At 74.5% G+C, this 26,232-nt stretch carries 25 protein-coding genes and 2 pseudogenes; 18 read left to right on the top strand and 9 right to left on the bottom strand.

The genetic code is table 11. The features are described from left to right. The first annotated feature begins 30 nt into the window (after positions 1 to 30). Complete coding sequence (gene ccrA / locus IEZ04_RS21815) at positions 31 to 1,272, top strand: crotonyl-CoA carboxylase/reductase (protein WP_268245681.1); 1,242 nt, start codon at positions 31 to 33, stop codon at positions 1,270 to 1,272. Between the two features lie 425 nt (positions 1,273 to 1,697). On the opposite strand, the gene IEZ04_RS21810 is transcribed toward ccrA, so the two are convergent. Beyond that, the gene (locus IEZ04_RS21810) at positions 1,698 to 3,182 is read right to left on the bottom strand and encodes a class I adenylate-forming enzyme family protein (RefSeq protein ID WP_189218617.1); all 1,485 of its coding nucleotides are present in this window, start codon (positions 3,180 to 3,182) and stop codon (positions 1,698 to 1,700) included. Beyond that, on the bottom strand, positions 3,182 to 3,430 hold the full coding sequence (locus tag IEZ04_RS21805) for an acyl carrier protein (RefSeq protein WP_189218616.1): 249 nt from the start codon (positions 3,428 to 3,430) through the stop codon (positions 3,182 to 3,184). Before IEZ04_RS21805 ends, IEZ04_RS21810 begins: the two co-directional genes overlap by 1 nt. 262 nt (positions 3,431 to 3,692) lie before the next feature. Here IEZ04_RS21805 and paaA point away from each other — a divergent pair, with 262 nt between their 5' ends. The 9 genes from paaA to kynU are packed head-to-tail and all read left to right on the top strand — an operon-like array spanning position 3,693 to position 11,306. Then, complete coding sequence (paaA, locus tag IEZ04_RS21800) at positions 3,693 to 4,676, top strand: 1,2-phenylacetyl-CoA epoxidase subunit PaaA (RefSeq protein WP_229821183.1); 984 nt, start codon at positions 3,693 to 3,695, stop codon at positions 4,674 to 4,676. Next, a complete protein-coding gene (gene paaB / locus IEZ04_RS21795) occupies positions 4,673 to 5,044 on the top strand; it encodes a 1,2-phenylacetyl-CoA epoxidase subunit PaaB (protein WP_189218614.1) in 372 nt (123 codons plus the stop codon). Before paaA ends, paaB begins: the two co-directional genes overlap by 4 nt. Next, positions 5,028 to 5,828, top strand: coding sequence for a 1,2-phenylacetyl-CoA epoxidase subunit PaaC (gene paaC, locus IEZ04_RS21790; protein WP_189218613.1), 801 nt, complete (start codon positions 5,028 to 5,030; stop codon positions 5,826 to 5,828). Before paaB ends, paaC begins: the two co-directional genes overlap by 17 nt. Next, a complete protein-coding gene (gene paaD / locus IEZ04_RS21785; RefSeq protein WP_189218612.1) occupies positions 5,825 to 6,346 on the top strand; it encodes a 1,2-phenylacetyl-CoA epoxidase subunit PaaD in 522 nt (173 codons plus the stop codon). The genes paaC and paaD overlap by 4 nt, the downstream gene beginning before the upstream one ends. Positions 6,347 to 6,354: 8 nt before the next feature. Continuing rightward, on the top strand, positions 6,355 to 7,488 hold the full coding sequence (locus IEZ04_RS21780) for a 2Fe-2S iron-sulfur cluster-binding protein (protein WP_229821171.1): 1,134 nt from the start codon (positions 6,355 to 6,357) through the stop codon (positions 7,486 to 7,488). A gap of 26 nt (positions 7,489 to 7,514) precedes the next feature. Continuing rightward, the gene (locus IEZ04_RS21775) at positions 7,515 to 8,309 is read left to right on the top strand and encodes an SDR family oxidoreductase (RefSeq protein ID WP_189218655.1); all 795 of its coding nucleotides are present in this window, start codon (positions 7,515 to 7,517) and stop codon (positions 8,307 to 8,309) included. A gap of 57 nt (positions 8,310 to 8,366) precedes the next feature. Beyond that, positions 8,367 to 9,215: a tryptophan 2,3-dioxygenase gene (locus tag IEZ04_RS21770; protein ID WP_189218610.1), complete on the top strand. Its 849-nt coding sequence runs from the start codon at positions 8,367 to 8,369 to the stop codon at positions 9,213 to 9,215. Then, positions 9,205 to 10,053, top strand: a complete 849-nt coding sequence (locus tag IEZ04_RS21765) for an alpha/beta hydrolase family protein (RefSeq protein ID WP_189218609.1) — start codon at positions 9,205 to 9,207, stop codon at positions 10,051 to 10,053. Before IEZ04_RS21770 ends, IEZ04_RS21765 begins: the two co-directional genes overlap by 11 nt. Further along, positions 10,050 to 11,306, top strand: coding sequence for a kynureninase (kynU, locus tag IEZ04_RS21760; protein WP_189218608.1), 1,257 nt, complete (start codon positions 10,050 to 10,052; stop codon positions 11,304 to 11,306). Before IEZ04_RS21765 ends, kynU begins: the two co-directional genes overlap by 4 nt. Before the next feature lie 28 nt (positions 11,307 to 11,334). On the opposite strand, the pseudogene IEZ04_RS35005 reads toward kynU, so the two are convergent. The 6 genes and pseudogenes from IEZ04_RS35005 to IEZ04_RS21735 form a co-directional block, all read right to left on the bottom strand. Then, positions 11,335 to 11,699: pseudogene (locus tag IEZ04_RS35005) on the bottom strand (sulfite oxidase); the annotation flags it as partial. A gap of 78 nt (positions 11,700 to 11,777) precedes the next feature. After that, positions 11,778 to 12,608: an aldo/keto reductase gene (locus IEZ04_RS21755; protein WP_189218607.1), complete on the bottom strand. Its 831-nt coding sequence runs from the start codon at positions 12,606 to 12,608 to the stop codon at positions 11,778 to 11,780. Between the two features lie 80 nt (positions 12,609 to 12,688). After that, entirely contained in the window at positions 12,689 to 14,200 is a 1,512-nt protein-coding gene (locus tag IEZ04_RS21750; protein ID WP_189218606.1) for a T6SS phospholipase effector Tle1-like catalytic domain-containing protein, read from the bottom strand. A 296-nt stretch (positions 14,201 to 14,496) separates the two neighbouring features. Next, positions 14,497 to 15,309: a DeoR/GlpR family DNA-binding transcription regulator gene (locus tag IEZ04_RS21745; protein WP_189218605.1), complete on the bottom strand. Its 813-nt coding sequence runs from the start codon at positions 15,307 to 15,309 to the stop codon at positions 14,497 to 14,499. Positions 15,310 to 15,334: 25 nt separating this feature from the next. Next, positions 15,335 to 16,339: a 4-hydroxythreonine-4-phosphate dehydrogenase PdxA gene (gene pdxA, locus IEZ04_RS21740; protein ID WP_189218604.1), complete on the bottom strand. Its 1,005-nt coding sequence runs from the start codon at positions 16,337 to 16,339 to the stop codon at positions 15,335 to 15,337. After that, positions 16,336 to 17,601, bottom strand: a complete 1,266-nt coding sequence (locus tag IEZ04_RS21735) for a four-carbon acid sugar kinase family protein (protein WP_229821169.1) — start codon at positions 17,599 to 17,601, stop codon at positions 16,336 to 16,338. The genes pdxA and IEZ04_RS21735 overlap by 4 nt, the downstream gene beginning before the upstream one ends. Before the next feature lie 255 nt (positions 17,602 to 17,856). Here IEZ04_RS21735 and IEZ04_RS21730 point away from each other — a divergent pair, with 255 nt between their 5' ends. The 8 genes and pseudogenes from IEZ04_RS21730 (at position 17,857) to IEZ04_RS21700 (ending at position 24,711) form a co-directional block, all read left to right on the top strand. Beyond that, positions 17,857 to 18,864, top strand: coding sequence for an aldo/keto reductase (locus IEZ04_RS21730; protein ID WP_189218603.1), 1,008 nt, complete (start codon positions 17,857 to 17,859; stop codon positions 18,862 to 18,864). Between the two features lie 57 nt (positions 18,865 to 18,921). Then, positions 18,922 to 19,698: an HpcH/HpaI aldolase family protein gene (locus IEZ04_RS21725; protein ID WP_189218602.1), complete on the top strand. Its 777-nt coding sequence runs from the start codon at positions 18,922 to 18,924 to the stop codon at positions 19,696 to 19,698. Beyond that, entirely contained in the window at positions 19,695 to 20,666 is a 972-nt protein-coding gene (locus tag IEZ04_RS21720; RefSeq protein WP_189218601.1) for a phosphoglycerate dehydrogenase, read from the top strand. Before IEZ04_RS21725 ends, IEZ04_RS21720 begins: the two co-directional genes overlap by 4 nt. A 688-nt stretch (positions 20,667 to 21,354) precedes the next feature. Continuing rightward, a complete protein-coding gene (locus IEZ04_RS21715; protein WP_189218600.1) occupies positions 21,355 to 22,776 on the top strand; it encodes an Nramp family divalent metal transporter in 1,422 nt (473 codons plus the stop codon). Between the two features lie 268 nt (positions 22,777 to 23,044). Further along, positions 23,045 to 23,242, top strand: a pseudogene (locus IEZ04_RS35000) (ABC transporter substrate-binding protein); the annotation flags it as partial. A gap of 73 nt (positions 23,243 to 23,315) precedes the next feature. Then, positions 23,316 to 23,633 (top strand): exo-alpha-sialidase, encoded by a 318-nt coding sequence (locus IEZ04_RS34995; RefSeq protein WP_308429822.1) that lies wholly within the window; start codon positions 23,316 to 23,318, stop codon positions 23,631 to 23,633. Further along, a complete protein-coding gene (locus tag IEZ04_RS21705; protein WP_189218599.1) occupies positions 23,530 to 23,808 on the top strand; it encodes a sialidase family protein in 279 nt (92 codons plus the stop codon). Before IEZ04_RS34995 ends, IEZ04_RS21705 begins: the two co-directional genes overlap by 104 nt. A 66-nt stretch (positions 23,809 to 23,874) precedes the next feature. Continuing rightward, positions 23,875 to 24,711: an alpha/beta fold hydrolase gene (locus tag IEZ04_RS21700; protein WP_189218598.1), complete on the top strand. Its 837-nt coding sequence runs from the start codon at positions 23,875 to 23,877 to the stop codon at positions 24,709 to 24,711. On the opposite strand, the gene IEZ04_RS21695 is transcribed toward IEZ04_RS21700, so the two are convergent. Next, positions 24,708 to 25,982 (bottom strand): amidohydrolase, encoded by a 1,275-nt coding sequence (locus IEZ04_RS21695; protein WP_189218597.1) that lies wholly within the window; start codon positions 25,980 to 25,982, stop codon positions 24,708 to 24,710. The two genes, IEZ04_RS21700 and IEZ04_RS21695, sit on opposite strands and share 4 nt — an antisense overlap. Positions 25,983 to 26,232: the final 250 nt, after the last annotated feature.

Genomic DNA, 26,232 nt, shown 5'->3' with positions numbered 1-26,232 from the left:
CGTCCCCACCACTGTCACGAGAGGCCACCCGTGAACGCGATCGCGACCGCGACCAAGAACCTGTACGAACTCGGCGACGCCCCGCCCCTCGGCACCGCGCCCAAGCAGATGTACGCCTCCCTCATCCGCCGGGAGCGCTACGGGCAGCCCGTCGACGCCTTCCGCACCGAGGTGGTGGACGTCCCGCCGGTCGGCCGCGGCCAGGTGCTCGTCAAGGTGATGGCGGCCGGCATCAACTACAACAACGTGTGGGCGGCGCTGGGCGAACCGCTCGACGTGATCGGCGCGCGTCAGAAGCAGGGCGCCACCGAGGACTTCCACATCGGCGGCTCCGACCTGTCCGGCATCGTGTGGGCCGTCGGCGAGGACGCACGGGGCGTGCGGCTCGGCGACGAGGTCGTCGTCCTCGCCAACCGGTGGGACGAGAAGGCGGAGGACATCCGTCTCGGCGCCGACCCGGCCTTCTCCGGCACCCAGCGCGTGTGGGGGTACGAGGAGAACTACGGTTCCTTCGCGCAGTTCGCGGTCGTCGACGACTACATGCTCCACCCGAAGCCGAAGCGGCTGTCCTGGGCGGCGGCCTCCTGCTACATGGCGACCGCGGCGACCGCCTACCGCCAGCTGTTCGGCTGGGAACCGCACACGGTCCGGCCCGGCGACCCGGTGCTGATCTGGGGCGGCGCGGGCGGTCTCGGCTGCATCGCCATCCAGCTCGTGAAACACGTCGGCGGCATACCGGTGGCGGTCGTCTCCAGCGAGGAGCGCGGCGAGTACTGCGTGAAGCTCGGCGCCAAGGGGTGGATCGACCGGCGCGGGTTCGACCACTGGGGCCGGCTGCCGGACACCTCCGACGAGGAGGCGACGGGCCGCTGGCTGGAGGGGGCGCGCGCCTTCGGCCGGCGCTTCTGGGAGGTGCTCGGCGAGCGCCGCAGCCCGCGCATCGTGCTGGAGCACTCGGGGGCGGACACCATCCCGACGTCCATGTACCTGTGCGACAACGGCGGCATGGTCGTCATCTGCGGCGGCACCACCGGCTACAACGGCGACGTGGACCTGCGCTTCCTGTGGATGCGCCAGAAGCGCCTGCAGGGCTCCCACGTCGCGAGCGTCCGCGAGGCCCGCGAGATCACCCGGCTGATCGACCAGGGGCACATCGACCCCTGCCTGTCCCGGACGTTCGGCTTCGAGGAGATCGGCCTGGCCCACCAGCTCATCCACGACAACCGGCACCCGGCGGGGAACATGGCGGTGCTGGTGAACGCGCAGGAGTGACGGTACGGGGGGTGACCGCCAGGGCGGTTGCCCCCTACGCGTCCCCGCGCGGACACGGGACGTGTCCCGGCCGGGCCGGCAGCAGCGGCGGGGAGCCCGGCCGGGCGGGCCGACCGCTGACGCCGCGGCCGGCCCGTCACCTGTCTGACGGTCCTGGGACTGCCGCACACGCGGACGCGTCCGGACCGGGCGGGAACAGCGGCAGGCCGCCCGGCCGGTGACTCGAGCCGCCGCCGTGACGGCATCGTCGTGGCGGCGGCTCCGGCGTGGGCGGCCCGGGGCCGGAGCGGGGCCGGAGCGGCCGTCGCGCACCCCGGCCGGGCGCGGCGGCGTGCTCCCGGCGTCCGTACATCCACACACGGACACGGTCCCGGCCGGCCACCACACGCATGTGGTGGCCGGCCAGGACCGTGAGAAGCGGGACGCTACACCCGGAGCAGCTTCTTGACGATCTTGCCGGCCGGGTTGCGCGGCACCCGCTCGATGAACTCGATCCGCCGCGGGCGCTTGTACGGCGCGAGCAGCTCCTTGACGTGGGCGAGGAGCCGCGCCGCGTCGGTGTCGCCGTCCTCCTCCGTCACCACGTACGCCAGCGGCACCTCCCCGTAGTCCTCGTCGGGCATGCCGACGACCGCGGCGTCCCGGACCGCCGGATGGGTCAGCAGGGCGCGTTCGATCTCCGAGGGGTAGACGTTCTGGCCGGCCCGGATGATGACGTCCTTGGTCCGGTCCACGAGGTGGATGCGGCCCGCCTCGTCGACGAAGCCCAGGTCACCCGTCCTGATCCAGCCGTCGAGGGTGATCTCGCGGGTGGCCTCGGGGTCGTTCCAGTAGCCCTGCATGACGCCCGGACCGCGCACGACGACCTCACCGATCTCCCCGCGGGGCAGCTCGGCGCCGCTCCCGTCCACCGTGCGGGCCGACATGCCGGGCACCACGCGCCCGCAGGGGATGCGGGCGGTGACGTCGCCCGGCGCGGGGTGCTCGTCGGGGCCGAGGGTGACGAAGGGTCCGCCGACCTCGGTCATGCCGTACACCTGGCGGAAGCCGCAGCCGAGCCGTTCCACGGCCTCCGCGTACACGTCCAGGGGCATCGGGGCCGCGCCGTACAGGATCTCCCGCAGCGAGGACAGGTCCGTGGTACGGGAACCCTTCGCCTGGAGGAGGAAGCGCAGCATCTGCGGCACCAGCCACATGTGCGTGGCCCTATGGCGTTCCACCGCGGTGAGGGCGCGCTGCGGGGTGAAGCCGGGCATCAGCACCACCGTGGCACCGGCGGCCAGGTAGGTCAGCGACACCACCATGCTGCCGTGGTACAGCGGGCAGCAGTTGACCATCACGATGTCGTCGGCGGGGCGGGCCATGACCAGCCAGCCGAGGGCGATGGCGCGGAACGACCCGGAGTCGACGGTGACGCCCTTGGCCCGCCCGGTGGTCGCCGAGGTGTGCAGGACGGCGATCGGGTCGGTGTCGGTGATGTCGGGCAGCTCCCGCTCGGAGGCGATCGTGCCCAGCGCCTCGAACGCGGGCTTGTCCAGCGCCATCCGGACCTTCACCGACGGCGGCAGCGTCGGGTGCCGGTCCAGCAGGTCGGACTCGCCGAGGACGGCCACCGCGCCGACGCGTTCCATGATGTCGGCGACCTCGGGCACGGCCAGGCTGTGGTTCAGGGGAACGAACAGCGCGCCGAGCCGGGCGAGCGCGAAGTAGCTCTCCAGGACCTCGATACGGTCCTTGGAGAGCACCGCGACCCGGTCACCCCGCTCGATGCCCAGATCGGCGAGACCGTGCGCGAGCTCCACGGTGCGGTCGTGGAACTCGGCCCAGGTGACGCTGCGGTGCTCGTCCACCAGCGCGGCCCGGTCCGGGAAGCACTGGCGGTTGCGTTCCAGCAGCTGCGTCAGCCACATCACACACCGCCGGCGGCACCGGCGACGGAACGCTCGGCGACGAACCGCTCGTAGTCGGCGATCGTGTGCAGGGACTCCATGTCCTCCGCGGTGATCTCCACTCCGAGCCGCTGCTCGACGAGCAGGACGAGACGCACGAGATCGCCGGAGTCGATCCCGCTGGAGGCGAGGTCGACGTCGTCGCCGACGGCCTCCGCGTACTCGGCCGTACCGGTGAGTTCGACCAGCAACTCCCTGATGGTGCTCATGGGTTCCCCTTTCGCTGCGGCGTGCCGGCCGCCGTGCGGGTGCGGTGTGTCACCCGAACCAGAGGAGCGCGGGGCGCTCCGCACTCCCCGGCACACCGGAAAAGATCGAGTGATCCATGTCACGTCGCCGTTCTCGTGCGGGCGGGGATAGCGGGACCGGCGCACGGCCTCTTTCCGGGAGACGGATCCGAACGCCGAGGGGTGATGCGGCATGAGCGCACAGCAGGCCACTGCCGGGGCGCCGACCACGGAGCGGGACGAGATGGAGGAACTGCAGGCGCACTTCGACGCCCTCATCGCCGCCGGCGAGACGATCGAACCGCGCGACTGGATGCCCGACGGCTACCGCCGCATGCTGCTCCGCCAGCTCGCCCAGCACGCCCACTCCGAGATCATCGGCATGCAGCCGGAGGGCGCCTGGCTGACCCGGGCCCCGTCCCTGCACCGCAAGTCGGTGCTCATCGCCAAGGTGCAGGACGAGGCGGGCCACGGCCTCTACCTGTACTCGGCGGCCGAGACGCTGGGCGTGGACCGCGCCGACCTGCTGGACGCCCTGCACCGGGGACAGCAGCGCTTCGCGGCGACCTTCAACCACCCCGCGCTCACCTGGGCGGACACCGGCGCCGTCGCCTGGCTGACGGACGGCGCGGCCGTGATCAACCAGGCGCCCATGACCCGCATCTCGTACGGCCCGTACGCCCGTGCCATGCGCCGCGTCTGCCTGGAGGAGGCCTTCCACGTGCGCGAGGGGTACGACCTGATGCGCGCGCTGTGCGAGGGCACCGAGGAGCAGAAGCGGATGGCCCAGGACGCGGTGGACCGCTGGTGGCTGCCCGCCGTCGCGCTGATGTTCGGCCCGCCGGACACCACGACGGGCGGGGCCGACGCGCGCACCGCCGCGATCGGCGCCTCGGTCTCCCGCCGCGCCATGGCCTGGGGCATCAAGCGCCACACCAACGACGAGCTGCGCCAGCGCTTCGTCGACGCCGTCGTCCCGCAGGCCGAACGGCTCGGGCTGACCCTGCCGGACCCGGCGATCCGCTGGAACGAGGAGCGCGGCCACTACGACTTCACCCCGGTCGACTGGGAGGTGTACCGCAGGGCGCTCGGCGAGAACACGCACTGGGCCCGGCAGCGCGTCGCGCACCGCCGCGCCGCGCACGAGGACGGCGCCTGGGTACGGGAGGCGGCCGCCGCGTACGCCGCCCGCGAGGAGGCCGCCGGCCGGACGGAGGAGCACGCATGAGCAGTACCAGCACCAGCACGAGCACCAGCACGAGCACGAGCACGAGCACGAGCACGGTCACGGAACGGGGGGAGGGCGCCCCGGCGTCCTGGGAGGTCTTCCTGCGGCCCCGCCGGGGCCTGGCGCACCAGCACGTGGGTTCCGTACGGGCCGACGACGCGGCCATGGCCCTCGGCCGCGCCCGCGACCTGTACATCCGCCGGGGCGATCCGCTGTCGCTGTGGGTGGTCCGCTCGGACTCCGTGCACGCGGTGTCCCCCGACGAGCGCGACCCCTACTTCAGCAACGCCCGGCACAAGCCGTACCGGTACCCGGAGCAGTTCGCCCCGCTGACCGTGGAGGGAGCCGACGGTGACCCTCACCAGTGACACGGCGCCCGCCGTCCCGGAAGCCCTCCGCACCGACCCGGACCTCGCCGTCCAGCTGCTGCGGCTCGGCGACGACGCGCTCGTCCTCGGGCAGCGGCTGTGCCAGTGGATCACGCGGGCCCCGACGATCGAGGAGGACCTGGCGCTGTCCAACATCGCCCTGGACCTCGTCGGTCACGCCCGCACCCTGCTCACGCTCGCCGGCCGGCGCGACGGGACCGGCCGCACGGAGGACGACCTCGCGTTCACCCGCTCGGACCGCGAGTTCACCAACGCCCTCCTGACGGAACTGCCGAACGGGGACTTCGCCGTGACGGTGGCCCGGCAGCTCGCGTACACGCACTACGCGGTCCTGTACTACGAGGCCCTGGCCGGCTGCGCGGACCCGGAGCCGGCCGGGTTCGGGGCGCGGGCCGCCAAGGAGGTGGCCTTCCACCGGCTGCACGCCGACAACTGGACGCTGCGGCTGGGGCTCGGCACGCCCGAGAGCGCCCGGCGCATGCAAGCGGGCCTGGACCGGGTGTGGCCGTACACCGCCGAGCTGTTCGACGAGGACGACGTGCTGCGCCGTCTCGTCGCGGCCGGGACGGTGCCCTCACCGGGCCCGCTGCGCACGCTGTGGGAGCAGGAGGTGACCGACGTGGTCACCCGCGCCGGACTGACCGTGCCCGCACCGGGCTGGGAGGCCCGCGGCGGCCGCACCGGCCTGCACACCGAGGAGTTCGGCCCCCTCGTCGCCGAACTCCAGTCGGTGCACCGCCAGTTCCCCGGAGGCACCTGGTGAACGCGCCGACGCGGACGGAGGAGCGCCGCTCCCCGGCGGACGTGCGGGCGCGGGTGGAGGCCGTGCCGGACCCGGAGCTGCCGATGATCGGCCTCGGCGACCTCGGCGTGGTCCACTCCGTCGCCCCGGGCGCCGACGGGGTGCTCGAGGTGGAGATCACGCCGACGTTCCTGGGCTGCCCGGCGCTGCCCGCCATCACCGCCGCCGTCCAGGAGGTCCTCGCCGCCTGCGGGCACCCCGACGGGCGCGTACGCACGGTCCTGTCGCCGCCCTGGACGACGGACCGCATCACCCCGGCCGGACGGGAGAGGCTGGCGGCCCACGGCATCGCCCCGCCGGTCCCCGCCGCGCCCGCCGCACCGGGCGGACCCGTCCCCGTCGAACTGGGCGGCGTGCCCTGCCCGCACTGCGGATCGCGGGCCACCCGGCCGCACAGCACCTTCGGCGCGACCCGCTGCCAGTCGGTGCGGCGCTGCACGGCGTGCCGTGAGACGTTCCCCCACCTGACCGCGCTGTGAGGCCCACCGTGAACACCGCCACCACCCTCACCACCGCGCCCCCGGCACGGCGCACCGGCTGGCACCGGCTGGAGGTCACCGAGGTGCGCCCGCTGACCGGGGACGCGGTCGCGGTCACCCTGGACGTCCCCGCCGGCCTGCGCGACACCTTCGCCCACCGGCCCGGCCAGCACGTCGTCGTACGGCACCGGCGCGCCGGCGGCGAACTGCGCCGCAGCTACTCGGTGTGCCCCCCGCCGGCCGACCCGGCCGCGTTCCGCCTGGTGATCAAGCGCGGCGGCCCCGACGGTTTCGGCGCCCACGCCACGACCGTCCTCGCCCCGGGCGACCTCCTCGAACTCTCCCCGCCCACCGGCGCCTTCGCGCTGCCGGACCTCCCCGGCGCACACCACGTGCTCGTCGCGGGCGGCTCCGGCATCACCCCGCTGGCCGCGATGGCGGCGGCCGTGCTGCGCGAGGACCCCGCCTGCCGCGTCTCCCTGCTGCACGCGGTGCCCACGGCGGCGGGCGCCCTGCTGGCCGACGAACTCACCGACCTCAAGGACACCCACCTCGACCGGTTCACCGCGCTGCACGTCCTCACCCGCGAGGACCGCGGCAGCGACCTGGTCAGCGGACGCGTCGACGCCCCGCGGCTGCGGCGGCTGCTCACCGCGCTGGACGCCCGCCCCGGACCCGCCACGACGTACGCCCTGTGCGGTCCGGCCGGCCTGGTCACCGCGGTCCGGCGGACGCTGACCGGGTGGGGCGCCGATCCGGCGGCCGTCCGCACGGAGCTGTTCACCACCGACGGCGCACCGGGCGACGCGCCGCCCGAGCCCGGGACCGGCGAGCCGGTGCGGACGGCGGGGAAGACCCGCGTCGGGCCCCGCATCACCGCGCTGCTCGACGGACGCCGCAGCGACGTCACCGCGCGGCCCGGGGACGAGGTGCTCCTCGACACGCTGCTGCGGGCCCGCCCCGACGTCCCGTACGCCTGCCGCGACGGCATCTGCGGCAGCTGCCGCGCCAGGGTGCTGTCCGGCGAGGTGGCGCTGAGCCACCAGTACGCCCTCGACACCGACGACATCGACGCCGGTTACACGCTCGTCTGCCGGGCCCGCCCGCGCAGCGCCGAGGTCACGCTCGACTTCGACGCGTGACCCACCGACCCGACAAGGAGAAGACCATGACCACCGAGCAGACGGAGAGCACCGGCAAGCGGCACCAGGGGAAGACCGCCCTGGTCACCGGCGGCAGCCGCGGCATCGGCCAGGCCGTCAGCCGGCGCCTGGCCCGGGAGGGCGCCCTGGTGGCGGTGCACTACGGGCACGACGGGGCGGCGGCCGAGCGGACGGTCAAGGAGATCGAGGCCGAGGGCGGACGGGCCTTCGCCGTCCGGGCGGAACTCGGCGTGCCCGGTGACGCCGACACGCTGTGGGAGGCCTACGACCGGGCCCTCGCCGAGCAGAACGCCGGCCCCGGCCTGGACATCCTCGTCAACAACGCGGGCATCACCCTGCCGCGCCCCTTCGCGGACGTCGCCGAGGAGGACTACGACCGGGTGTTCGCGATCAACACCAGGGCGCCCTTCTTCATCATCCAGCGCGGCCTCGGCCGGCTGCGCGACGGCGGCCGGATCGTGAATATCTCCTCGGCGGTCACCCGCATCGCCTTCCCCCCGATCGTCGCCTACAGCATGACCAAGGTGGCCCTGGACTACCTCACCCTGACCCTCGCCCAGGTACTCGGCCCCCGCGGCATCACCGTGAACAGCGTCGCGCCCGGATACACCGAGACGGAGATCAACCCCACGCTCAGGATCCCCGAGATCCGGCAGAAGTACGCGTCCGCCTCCGTCTTCGACCGGCTGGGGCAGCCGGCCGACATCGCCGACGTCGTGTCCTTCGTGGCCAGTGACGACGCCCGCTGGGTGACCGGCCAGTGGATCGACGCCTCCGGCGGCGTCCACCTCGGGGTCTGACCCCCGTCAGCCGACGACACACCCCGTTCCCGGCCGACGGCAGCACAAGGAGATGTCATGAACAACAGCACGTCCGCCCTCGCCGAGCCGGCCGCGGACGACGCCCTGACCCGGCCCTTCCACGGCCCGAGCCCCTACGACGAGTACGTGCACGCGTCCGTCCTCAACTCGCTCCAGCAGCCCCTCACCGAGGCCGCGGACGAGATGGGCTTCCTCGTCACCACCCAGGTGCAGGAACTGTGGTTCACGCTGATCGTGCACGAGTGGCGGTCGGCCGGGCGGGCGCTGGCCGGCGACGACCTGGACGAGGCCCTGGCCGCGCTCACCCGCAGCCGCCGCGCCCACACCGCCCTGAACGCCTCCTGGCAGCCCATCGCCGAGCTGACGCCCGGTCAGTTCAACGGCTTCCGGGCCGCCTTCGGCAAGGCGTCCGGCTTCCAGTCGGCGATGTACCGGCACATGGAGTTCCTGCTCGGCGACAAGGACACCAGAATGCTCGACCTGCACCGGGGCGACCCCGTCGTGCACGACGCGCTGAACGAGACGTACCACGCCCCGTCCCTCTACGACGAGGTGCTCCGCTTCCTGCACCGGCGGGGCCTGCCGGTGCCCGAACACGTCCGCAACCGGGACGTGGCCGGCCCGTACGTCCCGGATCCCGGCGTGGTCGAGGTGTGGCGGCAGATCTACGCCGGCTCGCCCTTCCACCCGCTGCTCGGCCTGGGGGAGGCGCTCACCGGCATCGCGGAACTGGTCGCGCGCTGGCGCTTCGACCACGTCATGGTCGTACGCCGGGCGATGGGCGCCAAACCCGGCAGCGCCGGTTCCGCCGGACTCGCCTGGCTGGAGAAGCGCGCGGCCCGCCCGGTCTTCCCCGAGCTGTGGGAGGCCCGCGGTGCCGTCTAGGGTCATCTCCGCGTTCGCCGCCGAGGAGGAGCGGCGGGTCCTGAGCCTGCGGCCGGTGCTGGCCCCGGCACACGACAGCTACGGCGACCACCCCCACCAGACCTACGACGCCTGGCCGTCCACCGACCCGGACGCGCCACTGGTGATCCTGCTGCACGGCGGGTACTGGCGCTACGACCGGATGCACCTCACGCCCTTCGCCGCCTGGCTGTCCGGGCAGGGCTTCGACGTCCTGCTCCCCGGCTTCCGCAGGTCCGGCGGCGCGGGCGGCTACCCGGAGACGTTCGACGACGTGGCGAGGATCGTCGACACCCTGCCGCAGGGCCGGCCGTACGTCCTGGCCGGGCACTGCTCGGGCGGCCACCTGGCCCTGTGGTGCGCGGCCCGGGGACTGCTGCCCGCCGGTTCGCGCTGGCACACGCGCTCCCTGCCGACGGCCGTGCTCGCGCTCGCGCCGCTCACCGACCTCACCGCCACCCGGCGCGACGGCCTCAGCGACGGGGCGGCCCTCCAGCTCCTCGGCGGCGAGGAGGCGTTCGAGGAGCGCCTGGCCGCGGTCGACCCGCTCACCCTGCTGCGCGGCGCGGGCACGACCGGGGTGCCCACCGTGCTGCTGCACGGGGCCGCCGACGAGGAGGTGCCGCTCACCCAGTTCGCCGACTACGCGGCCGTCCACCGCGACCTGCGCACGGTCGTGCTGCCCGGCACGGGCCACTACACGCTCATCGAGCCCGGCGCGCCCGGCGCGCAGGCCGTCGCCGACACCCTCCGGGACATGACGGCGGGCTTCGGCCCCCGGCGCCCGGCGCGGGCGGTCAGGGAGGCGGTGCCGTCATGACGACGACCACCGTCCCCGCCCCGCTCGGCGAGGAGGCCGCGCGGCTCGACGCCGACGACCCCCTGGCCCACCTCCGCGAACGGTTCCTGCTCCCCGAGGGCCTGGTCTACCTCGACGGCAACTCCCTCGGCCCCCTGCCCGCCGCGGTGCCGCCGGTCCTCACCGACGCCGTGCACCGGCAGTGGGGCGCCGACCTGATCAGGTCGTGGAACACGCACGGCTGGTGGGACGCGCCCCTGAGGGTCGGCGACGCCGTCGGCCGCCTCATCGGGGCCGCACCCGGGCAGACGGTGGCGGGGGACTCCACGAGCGTGCAGCTGTTCACCGCGCTCACCGCCGCCGCCGCGCTGCGGCCCGGCCGGCCGCTGCTGGTCACCGACCCCGGTCACTTCCCCACCGACCGGTACCTGGCGGAGTCGGTGGCCGGCCGCGAGGGACTCGAGGTACGGCGGGTCTCCCCGCCCGACCTCGAAGCGTTCCTCGCGGCGGAGGGCGACCGGGTCGCCGTGGTCAGCTATTCGCCCGTCGACTACCGCACCGGCGAGCTGTACGACATGGCGGCGCTGACCGGCGCCGCGCACCGGGCGGGCGCCCTGGTCCTGTGGGACCTGTGCCACGCCGCGGGCGCCTTCCCGCTGCGCGTCGACGACCTCGGCGTCGACCTCGCCGTCGGCTGCGGATACAAGTTCCTCTCCGGCGGCCCGGGCGCCCCCGCGTTCCTGTACGTGGCCCGCCGCCACCACGGGGACCTCGTCACCCCGCTGACCGGCTGGACCGGCCACGCCGACCCGTTCGCCATGGCCGCGGACTACACCCCGGCACCCGGCATAGCCCGGGCCCGCATCGGCACCCCGCCGGTCCTGTCCCTGCTCGCCCTGGAAGCGGCACTCACCGCCTTCGAGGGCGTCGACCTGGCCGAGGTGCGGAAGAAGAGCCTGTCCCTGACGGGCCTGTTCCTCCGCTGCGCCGACGAACTGCTGGCACCTCTGGGCTTCGAGGCCGTGACACCGTCCGACCCGGCGCGCCGCGGCAGCCAGGCAGCCCTGCGCCACCCCCACGCCTACGGGCTGGTGCAGGCCCTCGCGGACCAGGGAGTGATCGCCGACATGCGCGCCCCCGACCTCCTGCGCTTCGGCGTGAACGCCCTGTACACCACGCACCGGGACATGGTCACGGCGGCCGTGCGGCTGCGGGACGTCGTGCGCACGGCCGCCTACGACCCGGCGCCGCAGCCGACGGGCCGGGTGGTCTGAGGAGCGTGCAGCCCGGGTCCCGGCCGGCGGTGGCCGGGTGCCGCACCACGGCGTCGAACAGACGGCCCTGGGTGTTGTGCGCCGACCGCTCCGGCTGGGTGCGTCCGGTGCCGTCGGTGGCCCGGGCCGGCAGCTCCACCGAGCCGGGCGGGCCCGGGGTCCAGCCGGTCTCCCGGCGCACCCGGACACCCGGCCGGGGCGTGTCGCGCAGCCGGGCCGGCCGCCAGCTCGGCCGCAGTCGGCGCTGACGTCCACCCGGCGCACGGTCCCGGCACCGCTCCGGGAACGGCCGTGCAGCACGGTGGGCCGGCCCGCGGTGAACGCGGCCGGCCAGGGCAGCTCGAAGGCGCTCTTCACCGTCTGCCGGGTGAGCGGCGCGCTGCCATCGGGGGGACACGCGGTCCTTCCGCCATGTCCGCCGTTCCGGGTACAGCGTCTCCGCAGCGACGAGGACCGGAGTCCGGCGCCGCCTCAGAACTCCTCGTGCGTCTCCGGGTCCCCGCCCAGGCGCCGCCGGGTGCGGTCGGCGACGGCCCGTACCTCGTCGGCGTCCAGCTCGAAGCCGAACACGTCGAGGTTCTGCCGCTGCCGCTCCGGGCTCGCCGACTTCGGGACGGGTACGGCGCCCAGCTGCACGTGCCAGCGCAGCACGACCTGCCCGGGTGTCACCCCGTGCGCCTCGGCGATCCGGCCGATCGCGGGGTCCTCCAGCAGGTCGCCGCCCCGGCCGAGCGGGCTCCAGCTCTCGGTGACGATGCCCTTGTCCGCGTGGAAGGCGCGCAGCTCGTCCTGGGGGAGGAGCGGGTGCAGCTCGATCTGGTTGACGGCGGGCAGGACGCCGGTCTCCTTCTCCAGCCGGTCGATGTGCCCGGGGGTGAAGTTGGAGACGCCGATGGACCGGACGAGGCCGTCCTCGCGCAGCTTGACCATGGCCTTCCAGGAGTCGACGTAACGGTCGACGCGGGGCAGCGGCCAGTGGATCAGGTACAGGTCGACGTAGTCGAGGCCGAGCCGCCGGCGGGACTCCTCGAAGGACGCGAGCGTCTCCTCGTAGCCGTGGTGGCGGCCCGGCAGCTTCGTCGTCACCACGATCTCCTCGCGGGCGACACCGGCACGGGCGACACCGCGGCCGACACCGGTCTCGTTGCGGTAGTCGGCCGCGGTGTCGACGAGCCGGTACCCCAGCTCCAGGGCCTCGGCGACCGCCTGCTCGGCCTGGCCGTCGTCCATCGGCCAGGTGCCGAGGCCGATGCCGGGGAGCTTCCTGCCGTCGTTGAGCGTGTGCACCGGAATGCTGGTCACGGTCTGCCCTTCCCGTTCGAGTGTGGCGTACGAGCAGTGCGGGTTCCCACTCGGCGCGGCCGGGAACGGGGCCGCCGCGTTCACGCGGTGCGGGTCACCGTGAGGCGCACGCTTCCGGCGTTGGTGCCGTAGAACCCCCAGGCGTCGTTGGCGAACGCGTACAGGTACCCGCCCCTGTCCACCTCCACACGGGCGGTGGCCCGCCTGCCGACGGCGATGCGCTGGTGCGGTGCGGAGCCGTTCCCGTTGGCGACCACAGCCACGAGGGACATCCACGGCAGGTCGTCCTCCCGGCGCAGTCGGAGGAGCGTACCGAGGAGGCGCAGCCCCTCGCCGAGGGGGTTGAAGCGGGCCCGTCCCGTCGTGCCTTCCGGGCCCGACCAGACCAGCGCGTCCCGCCACTCGCCCTCGGCGGTGAACTCGTAGTCACCGGGTGCGAGGTAGAGCCCGGTCGCGTTCCAGGGGCTGCGGGCGGACACCTCGGCCGTCTCCTCGTCGCCCACCCCCAGCACCCGGCCGGGGCGGTAGGGCGGGCTGGTGAGGATCTTGCCCAGTCGGCGCTCGTACGCGGACGCGTGCACCGTGCCGGTCCGCGCCCCGGCGTCGATCAGCGGGACCGCCCGCGGCCGGGTCGCGAAGAACGGCTGGAGCAGCGGGCCGATCAGCGGGTCGTACAGCGGCGCCAGCAGACGGAAGGAGCTGCGCTCGTCCTCGTGCAGTACGTCCCTGGCGTCGGGCGTGATCTGCGTCAGCATGGCCTTGTCGAAGCCGAGCCCGGCCGCCCGCGCCGCCTCGGCCATCCAGAGCAGCGCGCCGTCGCTCAGGCCCGTCTCGGGGTGACCGCCGCCGACATCCATGTGGCTCCCCGGGAACCACGCCTGCAGGAGGTCCTGCCGCGGCCCCTTCTGGCTCTCGTCCCAGAGCGCGGGCGTGAACGGGCCCCGGTGCTCGTCCAGGGCCACCGCGTGCCGCGCGTACGGGATGCGCGGGTCCAGCTGCGTGTTGTGGAACGCGTACCGCCCGGGGGCGCCCCCCAGGTCGAGGGAACCGAGGTTGTCCGGGATGCCGAGCGAGCCGACCGTGTCCCACACCCCGATGAAGTGCACGGGGAACGGCGCGGCGGCGGTGCGCGGGTCGTACAGGAAGTCGAGTCCGTCGCGCCAGGACGAGTCGCGCCGGGACCGGCGGTATCCCTCGTCGTACACGCGCCGGACGGTGGTCCGGATGCCGGTGTCGTCCCGGCCCCCGAGGTCCGGCAGGCCGCAGGTCGCGATCATGCCGGCGAGGCTGCGCACGGTGTAGGCGCCCCGGCTGAAGCCGAACAGCGCGATCCGGTCGCCGGGTTCGTACCTGGTGGTCAGCCAGCGGTACACGTCCTGTATGTCGTAGGACAGGCCCGCCCCGGCGATCCCGCCGTGCAGCCAGGCCCGCAGCCCGCCCCTCGTGCCCACGCCCGACTGGTAGACGGCGGGCTGCTCGTTGCCCTCGGCGTCCGTCGTGTCGAGCGCGTTGTACAGCCGGAAGACGTTGGTCACGGACGGCTGTGTCGAGGTGTTCCACGTACCGTCACAACACACGACCAGGCAGCGCATGACGACCCCCTTCGGGAGGAGCCGGACGAAAGTGGCGGCTCGCAGCGTGACCGTACCCGGTACGCCGTCGCCGTCGGCGGGATTTCCCGGCCGGGCGGAGGCCCGGCCGGGCTCGAACGCGGCCCCGGCGGCCGCCTCCGCCGGTGGCCCGCCCGGGACCGGCCGCGGCCGCCCGGCAGGTGTGACAGGGGAACGCCCCGCCCGGACGTCGGGTGTTGCGGCGTTCATTAGCACCCGAGGCACCGTGGCGGGGCGCCGAGGGGACGGGGCGGGGCGGGCGGGTTCGCGCCGTTCGGTTATGGCGTCATCGGTGCGCCCGGGTCCCGCGGCTCCTCGGCCGGCCGGACCCGGACCACGCGGATGCCCCGGTCGGTGAAGGCCGACACCTGGCCGGGGCCCGCCGCCTCGTGGGTGACCAGGGTCCAGCCGGGGGGCAGGGCGGCCCAGGCGTGGAACGGCGCGCGGCCCAGTTTCTCCGCGTGGGCCAGCACGTAGACGTGGGCCGCCCGGCGGGCCATCAGCTCCTTCAGACGGGTCTGGCGCAGGTCCGCCTCGTTGATCCCGCCGTCCGCCGTGACGCCGTCCGCGGAGAGGAAGACCCGGTCGAAGGTCATCCGCTCCAGCGCCGCCTCGGTCAGCGGGCCCACGAACGCCTGGCTGAGCGGGCGGAGCGTGCCGCCCAGGCACTCCACGTGGACGGTCTCGACGTCCGCCAGTTCGTGCAGCGCCGTCAGCCCGGTGGTCGCCACGGTGAGGTCCTTCGCGGTGCGCAGCTCGTGCGCGAGGGCGCCCACCGTCGACCCGGCGTCCAGCAGGATCGTCTCGCCCGGCTGCACCTGTGCCGCCGCCCACCGGGCGATCGCCCGCTTCTGCTCGTACGCCTCACCGGTGCGCTGCCGCAGCGAGGCCTCCGGGTGGGCGGCCAGCGCCATCGCGCCGCCGTACGTCCGGGCGAGACGGCCGTCGGCGGTCAGCCGGGCCAGGTCGCGGCGGATCGTGGAGGCGGTCACGCCGAAGCGCTGCGACAGTTCCTCGACGCTCGCCAGGCCGGTGGTGGTGGCGAGGTGCAGGATCTCCTCGCGCCGGGCCTGGGATGCGGTGGGCGGCATCAAGTGTCCTTCTGTGTCTGCGGGTTCAGCGGGCGGTGGACATGTCGGCGGCCTGCCGCAGCGCCTCGAGCATGCTACCGGCCTCGGCCTTTCCGGTCCCGGCGATGTCGAACGCGGTGCCGTGGTCGACGGAGGTGCGGATCACCGGCAGACCGACGGTCAGGTTGACGCCCGCCTCGATGCCGAGCACCTTCACCGGGCCGTGGCCCTGGTCGTGGTACATCGCCACGATGAGGTCGTAGTCGCCGCGGGAGGCCAGGAAGAACGCGGTGTCGGCGGGCAGCGGGCCGCGGGCGTCGACGCCCGCGGCGCGGAGCTTCTCCAGCGCGGGGACGATCTTCTCCTCCTCCTCGCCGTAGCCGAACAGCCCGTTCTCGCCCGCGTGCGGGTTGATGCCGCACACGCCGATGACCGGATTCGGGTTGCCGGCCCGGACCAGGGCCTCGTGGCCGCGGCGCACGGTCCGCTCGACCAGTCCCGGTTCGATGCGGTTGACCGCGTCGATCAGACCGATGTGCGTGGTGACGTGGATGACCTTCACCTTCTCGGTGGACAGCATCATCGACACCTCCTCGACGCCGGTGAGGTGGGCGAGGAGTTCGGTGTGGCCGGGGTACATGTGCCCGGCGGCGTGCAGCGCCTCCTTGTTGAGCGGGGCGGTGCAGATGCCGTCGATCTCACCGGCCACCGCCAGCTCGGCGGCCCGCCTGACGTACTCGTACGCCGCGTTGCCCGCCACCGGGGACAGCTTGCCGAAGGGCAGGTCCTCGGGGAGCAGGCCGAGGTCGATCACGTTGACGCGGCCGGAGGTGAACTCGGCCTCCGCCGGGGCGTCGACGGCGACGATCTCGCACGTGACGCCGAGGATCGCGGCGGCCTTCCGCAGCCGTGCGGCGTCGCCGATCACCACGGGGCGGCAGCGGCCGAGCGTGACCGGGTCCAGCACGGCCGGGACGATGACCTCCGGTCCGATGCCGGCGCCGTCGCCCATGGTGAGGCCGATGAGGGGGAGGGGCTGCTGCGGGTTCACGGTGTGACTCCTTGGCTCGAGGATGCGGACGCGGTCGGGGACGCGGGGGAGGCGGGGGAGGCCGGGGACACGGGGGACGGGGACGGGAGGTGCGGCCGTAGTGCGGTGGCGATGCGGTGGAGCGAGTCGGGGCCGCCGAAGCTGCCGGGGCGGGTGACGACCGACCGGCCGTCGGCGGTACGGGAGTGGACGGCGCCGTGGTGGATCTCGCCGACCGGGCGCAGCGAGGTGATCCCCGTGGCGTCCAGCACCCGGCGGGCGGTCTCGCCGCCGGTGAGGACCAGGTCGGGGGCCCCGTCCAGGGCCGCGACGGTGCGCGCGAGGCCGGCCACGAGGCGCCGCGCCGTCCCGGGCCGGATGCCGCCGGACCCGTCGATGGAGAGGACGGTGACGCCGTCGGAGGTGAGCGGCGGCAGCGGCACGGGCGCCGCGTCGGTCAACTCCTCGGGTGCCAGGGGAAGATGGTGCGCGCCGAGCGCCTTCAGTCGCGCGATCTGCGCAACGATGCCGGGCTCAGCGCTCCCGGCGACGACGAGCAGGGGCCGATCGGTGGCGCCGGTGTCCGCCTCCGGGGCCGTGGTCCCGATACGCCGGCCCAGGGCGGCGGCCAGGCCGCCGCTGCCCGACAGCCGGTACTCCGGCCCCAGCAGCAGCGCGGCGCCGACGATCAGGTCCAGGTCCGTGTCGGTCTCGGCGTCGCACACCGGGTGCCGTCCGCGCGCGGCCACCGCGGCGAGCTCGCCGGCCAGGGCCCGGGGCCCCCGCCGTACGGCGTCGAGCGGCACCCCGGCCGTGGGCAGCGGGGCGAGGGCCTCGGCGACGGAACGGGGCGCCGCCCGTTCCTCCGCGCGCCACGCGCCGCTCTCGTGCAGCGGTACGCCGTCCACGTGGACCACGCCCCCGCGCACCACCCGCCCGGCGACGGGCAGGGCCATGGCGGTGACGACGGCCCGGGCGCCCTCCGCGTACGCGACCGCCTCGGCCCCCACGTTCCCGCGCAGCAGCGAGTCGGACTTCTTGTACCAGGTCACACCGTCCGGCCGGCCGGCCGACGCGGTCCGTACGGCCTCGGCGGCGGCCGCGCCCGGCACATGACGCGAGTCGAGGTCCACCACCACGGCCTCCCCGTCACCGGCGGACGGCGCCTGCGCGGGGTCCAGCGCCAGCAGGACCGGCAGCCGCAGCAGCGCGGCCGCCTCCGCGGCGCCCGACAGGTCGTCGGCGAGCGCCATGACCGGTGGCACGCCCTTGTGAGGGCTCACGGAAACCTCCTCAGACCGGACCCCGTACGCGATGGCCGGGCGCGGTGATGCGCCGAACCCCGAACGCGGAGGAGCCACGGTCGTCGGCCGCGGCGCCGATGCGCTCGATGATGGCACAGGCTGCGCGATTCGCGCGAGGGGTATTGCGCATAACGCGCAACCATGCGAGCGTTCCTCCACGCGACAACGGCCGTCGCCCACCACCCGCCGGGCGGGCGGCGTCCGGCACGGCCCCCGTACCGGAAGGAACCACTCGTGAGCACCGGCACCGGCACTCGCCCCGGCCCGCAGGGGACGGAACTCCCGCCTCTCCCGATCCCGCTGTCCCGCCTCGTCCTGGGCACCATGACGTTCGGCGACACCGTCGACCGCGCGGGCGCGGCGGACATGCTGGACGCGGCCCTCGACGCGGGGATCACCGGCGTCGACACCGCCAACGGCTACGCGGGCGGCGAGAGCGAGCGCATCCTCGCCGAGTTGCTCCCCGGCCGCCGCGACCGGATCGTCCTCGCCACCAAGGCCGGCATCCCCCACCCGGACCAGGGCGAGCACGCCCCGCTCTCCCCGGCGGGCCTGCGCGCGGCGCTGGACGGCAGCCTGAAGCGGCTCGGCACCGACCACGTCGACCTCTTCTACCTGCACCAGCCGGACCGCCGTACGCCCTTGGCCGACACCCTGGCCGCGGTCGCCGAGTTCGCCGCCGAGGGGAAGATCCGCGCGCTCGGCGTCTCCAACCACGCCGCCTGGCAGATCGCGGAGCTGACCCGCACCGCCGACGAGACCGGCGCCCCGCGCCCCGTGATCGCGCAGCAGCTGCACAACCTCCTCGCCCGCCGGATCGAGGAGGAGTACACCGAGTACGCGGCCGTCAGCGGGCTGCGCACCATGGTCTACAACCCGCTCGGCGGCGGCCTGCTCACCGGCCGGCACCGCTTCGACGCCGACCCCGCCACCGGCCGCTTCGGCGACTCCAGGCTCGCCGCGATGTACAGGCAGCGGTACTGGAACGAGGACCTGTTCGCCGCGGTGGCGCAGCTCACCGCGATCGCCGAGGGCGCGGGTGTCCCGCTCACCGAACTCGCCCTGCGCTGGCTCCTGGACCGGCCCTCCACCGACGCGCTGCTCCTCGGCGGTTCCAAGGTGGAGCACCTGCGCGCCAACATCGCCGCCGCCCAGGCGGGTCCGCTCCCCGCCGACGTGACCGAGGCCTGCGACGCCGTCGGCGCCGCCCTGCGCGGCCCCATGCCCGCCTACAACCGCTGACCGCCGAGCCGCTGACCGCCGAGCCGCGAACCCGTACCCTCCGGAGGAACCCCCGTCATGACCACCGCCGCGGAATTCACCACCGCCCTGCGCAACCGGCAGCGCCTCATCGGCTACTGGTCGCTGCTCGACTCGCCCGTCGCCGCCGAGCGCCTGGCCCGCATCGGCTACGACTACCTCGCCTTCGACGCCCAGCACGGCCTCTTCGGCTACCAGGGCCTGCTCAACAACCTGATCGCCACCGACACCCGCGGCTCCACCGCCGTCGGCATGGTCCGCGTCGAGGCCAACGACCTCACCTGTATAGGCCGCGCCCTGGACGCCGGGGCCGCCGCCGTCATCGTGCCGCTCATCGACAATGCCCGGGACGCCGCCGACGCCGTCGCCGCCGTGCGCTACCCGCCGCACGGCCGCCGCTCCTACGGCCCCATGCGCGCCCAGCTCCGCATCGGCCCGAACCCGGCCGACACCCACGAGCAGACCGCCGTCCTCGCGATGATCGAGACGGCCGACGGGCTCGCCGACGTCGAGGAGATCTGCGCCACCCCCGGCCTCGACGGCATCTACGTCGGCCCGTCCGACCTGCGCCTCGCCATCGGCGGCAGGACCTCCACCGACCCGGACGTGACGGAGGAGTTCGAGGCGGCCCTCACCCGGATCCGCAAGGCCGCCGAGGCCGCCGGGATCGCCGCCGGCATCCACACCGCCGACGGCGCGAGCGCCGCCCGCCGCCTCGCCGAGGGCTACACCTTCGCCACCGTCTCCGCCGACGTCGTCCACCTCCAGCAGGTCGCCACCGCGCACCTCGAGGCAGCCCGGGGCACCGCGTCATGACCACTCCGCACCCGAGCGAGCGGGGCCGCACCACGCTCATCACCACGCCCACCTTCGCGCGGCACGCGGCCGAACCGTGGCAACTCCTCGCCGACGGCGGCGCCGGCCCGCTCCGTCCGTACGAGGAGACCGCGCTCCCGACCACCGAACTGCCCCGCTGGATCGCCGACGCCGACGCCCTCATCGCCGGCATGGACCCCGTCACCGCCGAGGTGATGGATGCCGCCCCACGCCTGAAGGTGATCGCCAAGCACGGCGTCGGCACCGACACCATCGACCTCGACGCGGCCCGCGAACGCGGCATCCCCGTGGTGTGCGCGCCGGGCTCCAACTCCCGTGCCGTCGCCGAGTACGCCTTCGGGCTCATCCTGGACGCGACCCGCCGCATCACCGCCTCGCACACGGCCGTCATGGCGGGCGGCTGGCCCAAGCACTTCGGGCCCGAACTGCACGGCAAGACCCTCGGCGTGGTCGGCTTCGGCCGGATCGGCCGCCTCGTCGCGGGCTACGCCCAGGCCTTCGGGATGCGCGTCCTGGCCCACGACCCGTACGTGCCCGGTGACGCCGTGACCGTCACGGGTGCCGAACCGGCGGACCTGGACACGCTGTTGGGCCGCGCCGACGTCGTCACCCTGCACCTGCCGCCCGCCGGCGAGCCGCTGCTGACCGCCGCCCGCCTCGCCACCATGAAGCGGGGCGCCGTACTGGTCAACGCGGCCCGGGGCGACCTCGTCGACGACACCGCGCTCGCCGAGGCGCTGCACTCCGGCCACCTGGCCGCCGCCGCCCTGGACGCCTTCGCGGCCGAACCCCTCCCGCACGGCCACCCCCTGCGCACGGCACCAGGAGTCACCCTCACCTCCCACATGGCCGCCTGCACTCCGGAGGCCAACCGCGCGATGGGCCTGATGGTCGCCGAGGACGTACTCCGCGTCCTGGCCGGCCAGGCTCCGGTCAACCCCGCGTAAGCCGCCGCCGCGGCGCGGAACCGACCGGCCCGTACGCACCCGCGTCGCGGTCCGGCCCACCCCGGCCGGCCCCGCCCGAACCACGGCGCGGCCGGACCCGGCCCGCGCGGCGGCTCACCGGCTCACCCCGGCCGGCCCGCCCGAGTCATGGCGGGGGCCGGTCCGGCTCGTGCGGCGGGCTCGCCGGGTGCAACCGGTCGGCGAGCCCGAGCGACGGCGCGGCCGAACTCGGCCCGCGCGGCGGCTCACCGGCTCACCCCGGCCGGCCCGCCCGAGTCATGGCGGGGGCCGGTCCGGCTCGTGCGGTGGGCTCGCCGGGTGTGACCGGTCGGCGAGCCCGAGCGACGGCGCGGGCGAACCCGGCCCGCGCGGCGGCTCACCGGCTCACCCCGGCCGGCCCGCCCGAGTCATGGCGGGGGCCGGTCCGGCCCGTGCGGTGGGCTCGCCGGGTGTGACCGGTCGGCGAGCCCGAGCGACGGCGCGGGCGAACCCGGCCCGCGCGGCGGCTCACCGAGCGGGACCGACCGGCCCGCCCGAACCACGGCGCGGGCCGACCCGGCCCGCGCCCAGCCCTCCGGTGGACCCCCGGGCCCACATGCAGCAACGCCGCCACACCCCCGTACAGCCGCACGCAGTGCCCCCCTTCCGCTCCGGCGACGGCGCCGGATCCAGCAAAGGAACACCGCCCATGTCGACCATCGACTCCACGCCCTCCGCGGCGCCGGCGCAGGCCGATCCGTACGCCCTGCGTCCCGAGGACGCCCGGCCGGCCCCCGCCTCCTTCCGTGACCGGCTGCGCCACCTCGGCCCCGGCTTCGTGCTGTCCGCCGCCGTGGTCGGCTCCGGAGAGCTGATCACCACCACCGCGCTCGGCGCCAAGGCCGGGTTCGCCCTGCTGTGGCTGGTGATCGTGTCGACCGGCGTCAAGGTCTGGGTCCAGATGGAACTCGCCCGCTGGACCATCCTCAACGGCCGCACCGCCCTGGAGGGCTACCGCGAGGTCGGCCCCCGCGTCGGCCGCCTGGGCTGGATCAACTGGCTGTGGATCGGCATGGACTTCGCCAAGATGTTCCAGCGCGGCGGCATCATCGGCGGTACGGCCGCCGCGTGCTCCGTGCTCTGGCCGGTCATCGGCGAACCGCTCAGCGCCGGTTCGCTCGCGCTGTGGGCCCTCGTCGTCACCCTGGCCGCGGTCCTGCTGCTCCAGTCCGGCAAGTACGGCCTGGTGGAACGCGCCTGCGTGGTCTCCGTCATCGTCTTCACCCTGATCACCGTGAGCCTCGCGGTGGGCCTGCCGGCCACCGAGTTCGGCTTCGGCTCCGCCGAACTGGGCAGCGGCTTCAGCTTCGAGATCCCGGCCGGCACCATCGGCATCGCCCTCGCCGTCTTCGGCATCACCGGTGTCGGCGCCGACGAGATGACGACGTACACCTACTGGTGCATGGAGAAGGGCTACGCCCGCTGGACCGGCCCCGACGACGGCACCGAGGAGCGCGCCCGCCGCGCCGAGGGCTGGATCAAGGTCATGCGCCTCGACGTGCTGGCCGGACTGGCCGTGTGCGTCGTGTGCACCCTGTCCTTCTACGTCATCGGCGCGGCCGTGCTGCACCCGCAGGGCCTGGTGCCCGAGGGCAACGAGATGATCACCACGCTGTCGCGCATCTACACCGACACCATGGGCCCCTGGGCCGAGTACCTCTTCCTGGTCGGCGCGATCGCCGTGCTCTTCTCCACCCTGATCGGCTCCACCGCCTCCGTGCCCCGCCTGTGGACCAACACCCTCGGCATGCTCGGCGTCGTCAAGTGGGAGGACGTCAACAGCCGCACCCGCGCCATCCGCATCCTCACCTGGACCCTGCCGCTGGTGTGGGCCTGCTTCTTCCTGTACGTCCAGTCCCCGGTCCTGATGGTGCAGATCGGCGGCATCGGCGGCGGCATCTTCCTGCTGGCCGTGGTCGTCGCCGTGTGGAAGCTGCGCTACACCGGCGTGCCGGAGCGTTTCCGCTCCAGCCCCTGGATGACCGTGGCGCTGGTCGTCAGCAGCGTCGCCATCCTGTGCGTCGGCGTGTACGGCGTGCTCGACACGCTGGGAGTGGTGGCATCCGAATGAACCGTTTCCTCCAGCGAGACTCACCCGGACCGAGCCGGCGCACCCTGCTCCGCGGCACCGCCCTCGCCGGGGCCGGAGCGGCCCTCGGCCCCCTCCCGCCTGCGCCGGCCCGACCGGCACCCCCGGGCCCGGCACCCTCACCCTCGGCCTGAACCGCTCGCTGGTCAGCCTCGGCAACGAGCTCAACCAGTTCGAGGCCGCCGTCACCGTGCAGCGCGCGGTGCGGCAGGCGCTCACGTACATCGGCCCCGGACTGCGGCCCGAGCCGATGCTCGCCGACCGCTTCGAGATGACCGAGCCGACCGCCTGGACGGTGCGCCTGCGCGAGGGCGTGCGCCACTCCGACGGCCGGCCGGTCACCGTCGAGGACGTCGGCACCGCACTGCGGACGCACGCCGAGGTCAGCGGCTCCTTCCTGATGGGGCTGTTCCCCGAGGTCCCCGAGGTCCCCGAGGTCCCCGAGGTCCCCGAGGTGGAGCCGGTGGACGGGCGCACCTTCCGGCTGCGCACCGAGCGCCCCGTGCCGATCCTCCGATCGGGTGCACCGCTCGGTCTCCCGGGACGAGGGCGAGACCTGGTCGGTGCCCGGGCCGACCACCGCCCCCGACAACAACTCCTCCCTCCAGTACGTGCCCCTCCCCGACGGCCGCCTCGCCATGGTGCACAACCACGCGAGCGCGGCCGACGCGACCGGGCGCCGCGCCTCCCTCCACGACGAGATCGAGGACGCCGCGGGGTCCGCCCCCGCCACGGGTGACGACCTCGCCTTCTGGGGCGCCCCCGCGCCCCCTCACGCTGTCCCTCTCCCCGGACTCCGGTGCCACCTGGCCCGTCCGTCACGACCTGGTCACCGGTGACGGCCACTGCCTCACCAACAACTCCCGCGAGGGCCTCAACCGCGAACTCTCCTACCCCACGCTCACCCGGAGCCCCGACGGTGCCCTGCACATCGCCTACACCGACCACCGCCGGACGATCCGTCACATCCGCCTCGCTCCGGAGTGGCTGGACCGGCACCTGACCGAGGGCTGACACGCACGGGACGGCCGAGGCAGAGTGGTGGTCACCATCGTGCGGCACGCAGGGAACGGGGGAACCATGACGGACGGCGCATTCAGGCATCGCGGCCCGGACGGGGCCGGGCCGGTGCACGTCACCGTGTGGGACGACGGCGCTCCCGGGGCCCCGCCCGTCGTCCTGGTCCACGGAATCCTGACCTGGGGCGACGACGAGCGCTACGGCTTCGCGGCGCAGCGCCCGCTGGCGGACCGGTACCGGCTGCTGGTGATGGACCGCAGGGGGTACGGGCGCAGTCCGGACGTCGCGCGCAGCGACTGGTCGGCCGACGCCGAGGACGTCATCGGTCTCCTCGGCACCGGCGCCCACCTGGTGGGACACGCGTACGGCGGGGTCAGTGCCATGGCGGCCGCCGTGCGCCGTCCCGACCTGGTCCGCTCGCTCACCCTGATCCAGCCCGGCGCGCTGCGGCCGGCCGAACGCCACCCGGTCGTGGCGGAGGCGCTGGCACGGGCCCGGGCGGCCACCGCGGCGCTGCCCGCCGGCCTCACGCCCGAGGAGTTCCTGCGGGGCGCCACCGGGTCGGTCGGGATGCCGGTACCGGAGCCGACACCGGCGCGGCTGCGCGCCGCGGCCACCACCATGGCCGAACGCCCCTGCTGGGACGCGGACATCCCGCTCGGCCCGCTGGCCGACGCGCCCTTCCCGAAGCTGATGGTCTCGGGCGACTGGGAGGGGGCGCCCGAGCCGTACCGGAAGCTCGCCGGCGAGCCGCTGGTGGCCTGCGCGGGTCACATCGCCGAGGTCATCGGCGCCGCTCACCTGGTGGTGCCCGGCTACTACCCGCACACGCAGCAGCCGGAGCGGGTCAACGCCGCGCTGCGGGACCTGTGGGGCCGTGCCCGGGACAGGACCTAGCGGGGCATGTAGGCGCGGGCCGCGGTGACGAGGGCGCCGACGCCGGTGGTGAGCGTGGGTTCGACGACGGGCGCGAAGGAGGGGGAGTGGTTCGAGGGCAGGCCGCGGGTGACGTCCGCGAGAGCCGCGGGATCGTTCCCGGCGTCCGCGAAGGGCCGGGGGTCGGCGCCGCCGAGGAGCCAGTAGACGCAGGGCGCGCCCGCGGCGGAGGCGAGGATGCCGACGTCCTCGCTGCCGGTGACGGGGCCGGGGTCGACGATCGGGAGCCCGGGGCCGGGGCCGTCGGTGAGGGCGCGTGCGACGAAGGCCGCGGCCTCGGGGTCGTTGACCACGGCGGGGAAGGACTGGGTGAGGGTGATGTCCGGGTCGCGGGGCGCCGCCGAGGCCGCGGCCTCGGCCCGGACGACGCGTTCGACCGCGGCGAGGACGGTCTCCCGTACGACCGTGTCGAAGGTGCGGACGCTCAGGCGCAGTTCGGCCCGGTCCGCGATGACGTTCCCGCGGGTGCCGGCGTGCAGGGAGCCCACGGTCAGAACGGCCGTGGAGGAGCCGGGCACCTCGCGGGAGACGATGCCCTGCAGCCGCATCACGGTGGCTGCCGCCATGACGACGGGGTCGACCGTCGCCTCGGGACGCGATCCGTGCCCGCCCCGCCCGTGGAGCACGACGGACAGGGAGTCGGAGGCCGCGAAGGCCGCCCCCGGGTGCAGCCCGAGGGTTCCGGCCGGCAGGGGTGCGACGTGCTGGCCCAGGACGACGTCGGGCCGGCCGAAGCGTTCGTACAGGCCGTCGTCGACCATGGCCCGGGCGCCGTCGCCGGTCTCCTCGGCCGGCTGGAAGACCAGCAGTGCGGTGCCCCGCCAGGAGGACCGGTGCGCCGCCAGTTCGGCGGCCGCGCCCAGGAGGCAGGTGACGTGCATGTCGTGGCCGCAGGCGTGCATGAGGGGCACCTCCGCGCCGTCGGCGTCGGTGCCGCGGGCGGTGCTGGCGTAGGGCAGGCCGGTGCGCTCCTGCACCGGCAGGGCGTCCATGTCGGCGCGCAGCAGGACGGTGGGCCCGTCGCCGTTGCGCAGCACCCCCACGACGCCGGTGCGTCCGACCGCGGTGGTGGTGTCGTACCCCAGTGCGCGCAGCCGGCCGGCGACGAGCGCGGCGGTGCGGGTCTCCTGGAACGCGAGTTCGGGGTGGGAGTGGAGGTCGCGGTAGACCGACGCGAGGCCGGGCAGGCCGGGCAGGCCGGGCAGGTCCGTCTCGGTGCTGGGTGCCGCCATCGTGTGTGCTCCGTTCTGTGCTGATCCACCGCTCTTGCGGACAAATGCTGTCATGACGCCGGAGTGGCCGAAGATGCGGGTGTGCCGCGTCCGGACCGGTCGCGCAAAGACGCAGGTGATCACCCGTGCGCGTGCGGGCCGCGGAAAGCGCAAGATCCCACTTCCGGACATTGATCGCGACGAGCGGAGACAAGTCCTCCGTGGGGCTGTCAGCATCGACGAACCGCACGACCGACCTCACGGCTCACCC

It is taken from the genome of Streptomyces ruber (assembly GCF_014648075.1).
Classification (GTDB): Bacteria; Actinomycetota; Actinomycetes; order Streptomycetales; family Streptomycetaceae; genus Streptomyces; species Streptomyces ruber.
The sequence above is the reverse complement of the archived record's forward strand: the minus strand, read 5'-3'. Positions and strand labels throughout refer to the sequence as shown.

Bases quoted from the DNA above. Each gene is read 5' to 3' on its own strand.
- paaB (WP_189218614.1), top strand. From the start codon at position 4,673: ATGAGCAGTACCAGCACCAGCACGAGCACCAGCACGAGCACGAGCACG.
- IEZ04_RS21745 (WP_189218605.1), bottom strand. From the start codon at position 15,309: ATGCCGCCCACCGCATCCCAGGCCCGGCGCGAGGAGATCCTGCACCTC.
- paaA (WP_229821183.1), top strand. From the start codon at position 3,693: ATGGAGGAACTGCAGGCGCACTTCGACGCCCTCATCGCCGCCGGCGAG.
- IEZ04_RS21810 (WP_189218617.1), bottom strand. From the start codon at position 3,182: ATGTGGCTGACGCAGCTGCTGGAACGCAACCGCCAGTGCTTCCCGGAC.
- IEZ04_RS21775 (WP_189218655.1), top strand. From the start codon at position 7,515: ATGACCACCGAGCAGACGGAGAGCACCGGCAAGCGGCACCAGGGGAAG.
- IEZ04_RS21725 (WP_189218602.1), top strand. From the start codon at position 18,922: ATGACCACCGCCGCGGAATTCACCACCGCCCTGCGCAACCGGCAGCGC.
- IEZ04_RS21695 (WP_189218597.1), bottom strand. From the start codon at position 25,982: ATGGCGGCACCCAGCACCGAGACGGACCTGCCCGGCCTGCCCGGCCTG.
- IEZ04_RS21720 (WP_189218601.1), top strand. From the start codon at position 19,695: ATGACCACTCCGCACCCGAGCGAGCGGGGCCGCACCACGCTCATCACC.
- IEZ04_RS21715 (WP_189218600.1), top strand. From the start codon at position 21,355: ATGTCGACCATCGACTCCACGCCCTCCGCGGCGCCGGCGCAGGCCGAT.
- IEZ04_RS21805 (WP_189218616.1), bottom strand. From the start codon at position 3,430: ATGAGCACCATCAGGGAGTTGCTGGTCGAACTCACCGGTACGGCCGAG.
- IEZ04_RS21700 (WP_189218598.1), top strand. From the start codon at position 23,875: ATGACGGACGGCGCATTCAGGCATCGCGGCCCGGACGGGGCCGGGCCG.
- IEZ04_RS21770 (WP_189218610.1), top strand. From the start codon at position 8,367: ATGAACAACAGCACGTCCGCCCTCGCCGAGCCGGCCGCGGACGACGCC.
- IEZ04_RS21750 (WP_189218606.1), bottom strand. From the start codon at position 14,200: ATGCGCTGCCTGGTCGTGTGTTGTGACGGTACGTGGAACACCTCGACA.
- kynU (WP_189218608.1), top strand. From the start codon at position 10,050: ATGACGACGACCACCGTCCCCGCCCCGCTCGGCGAGGAGGCCGCGCGG.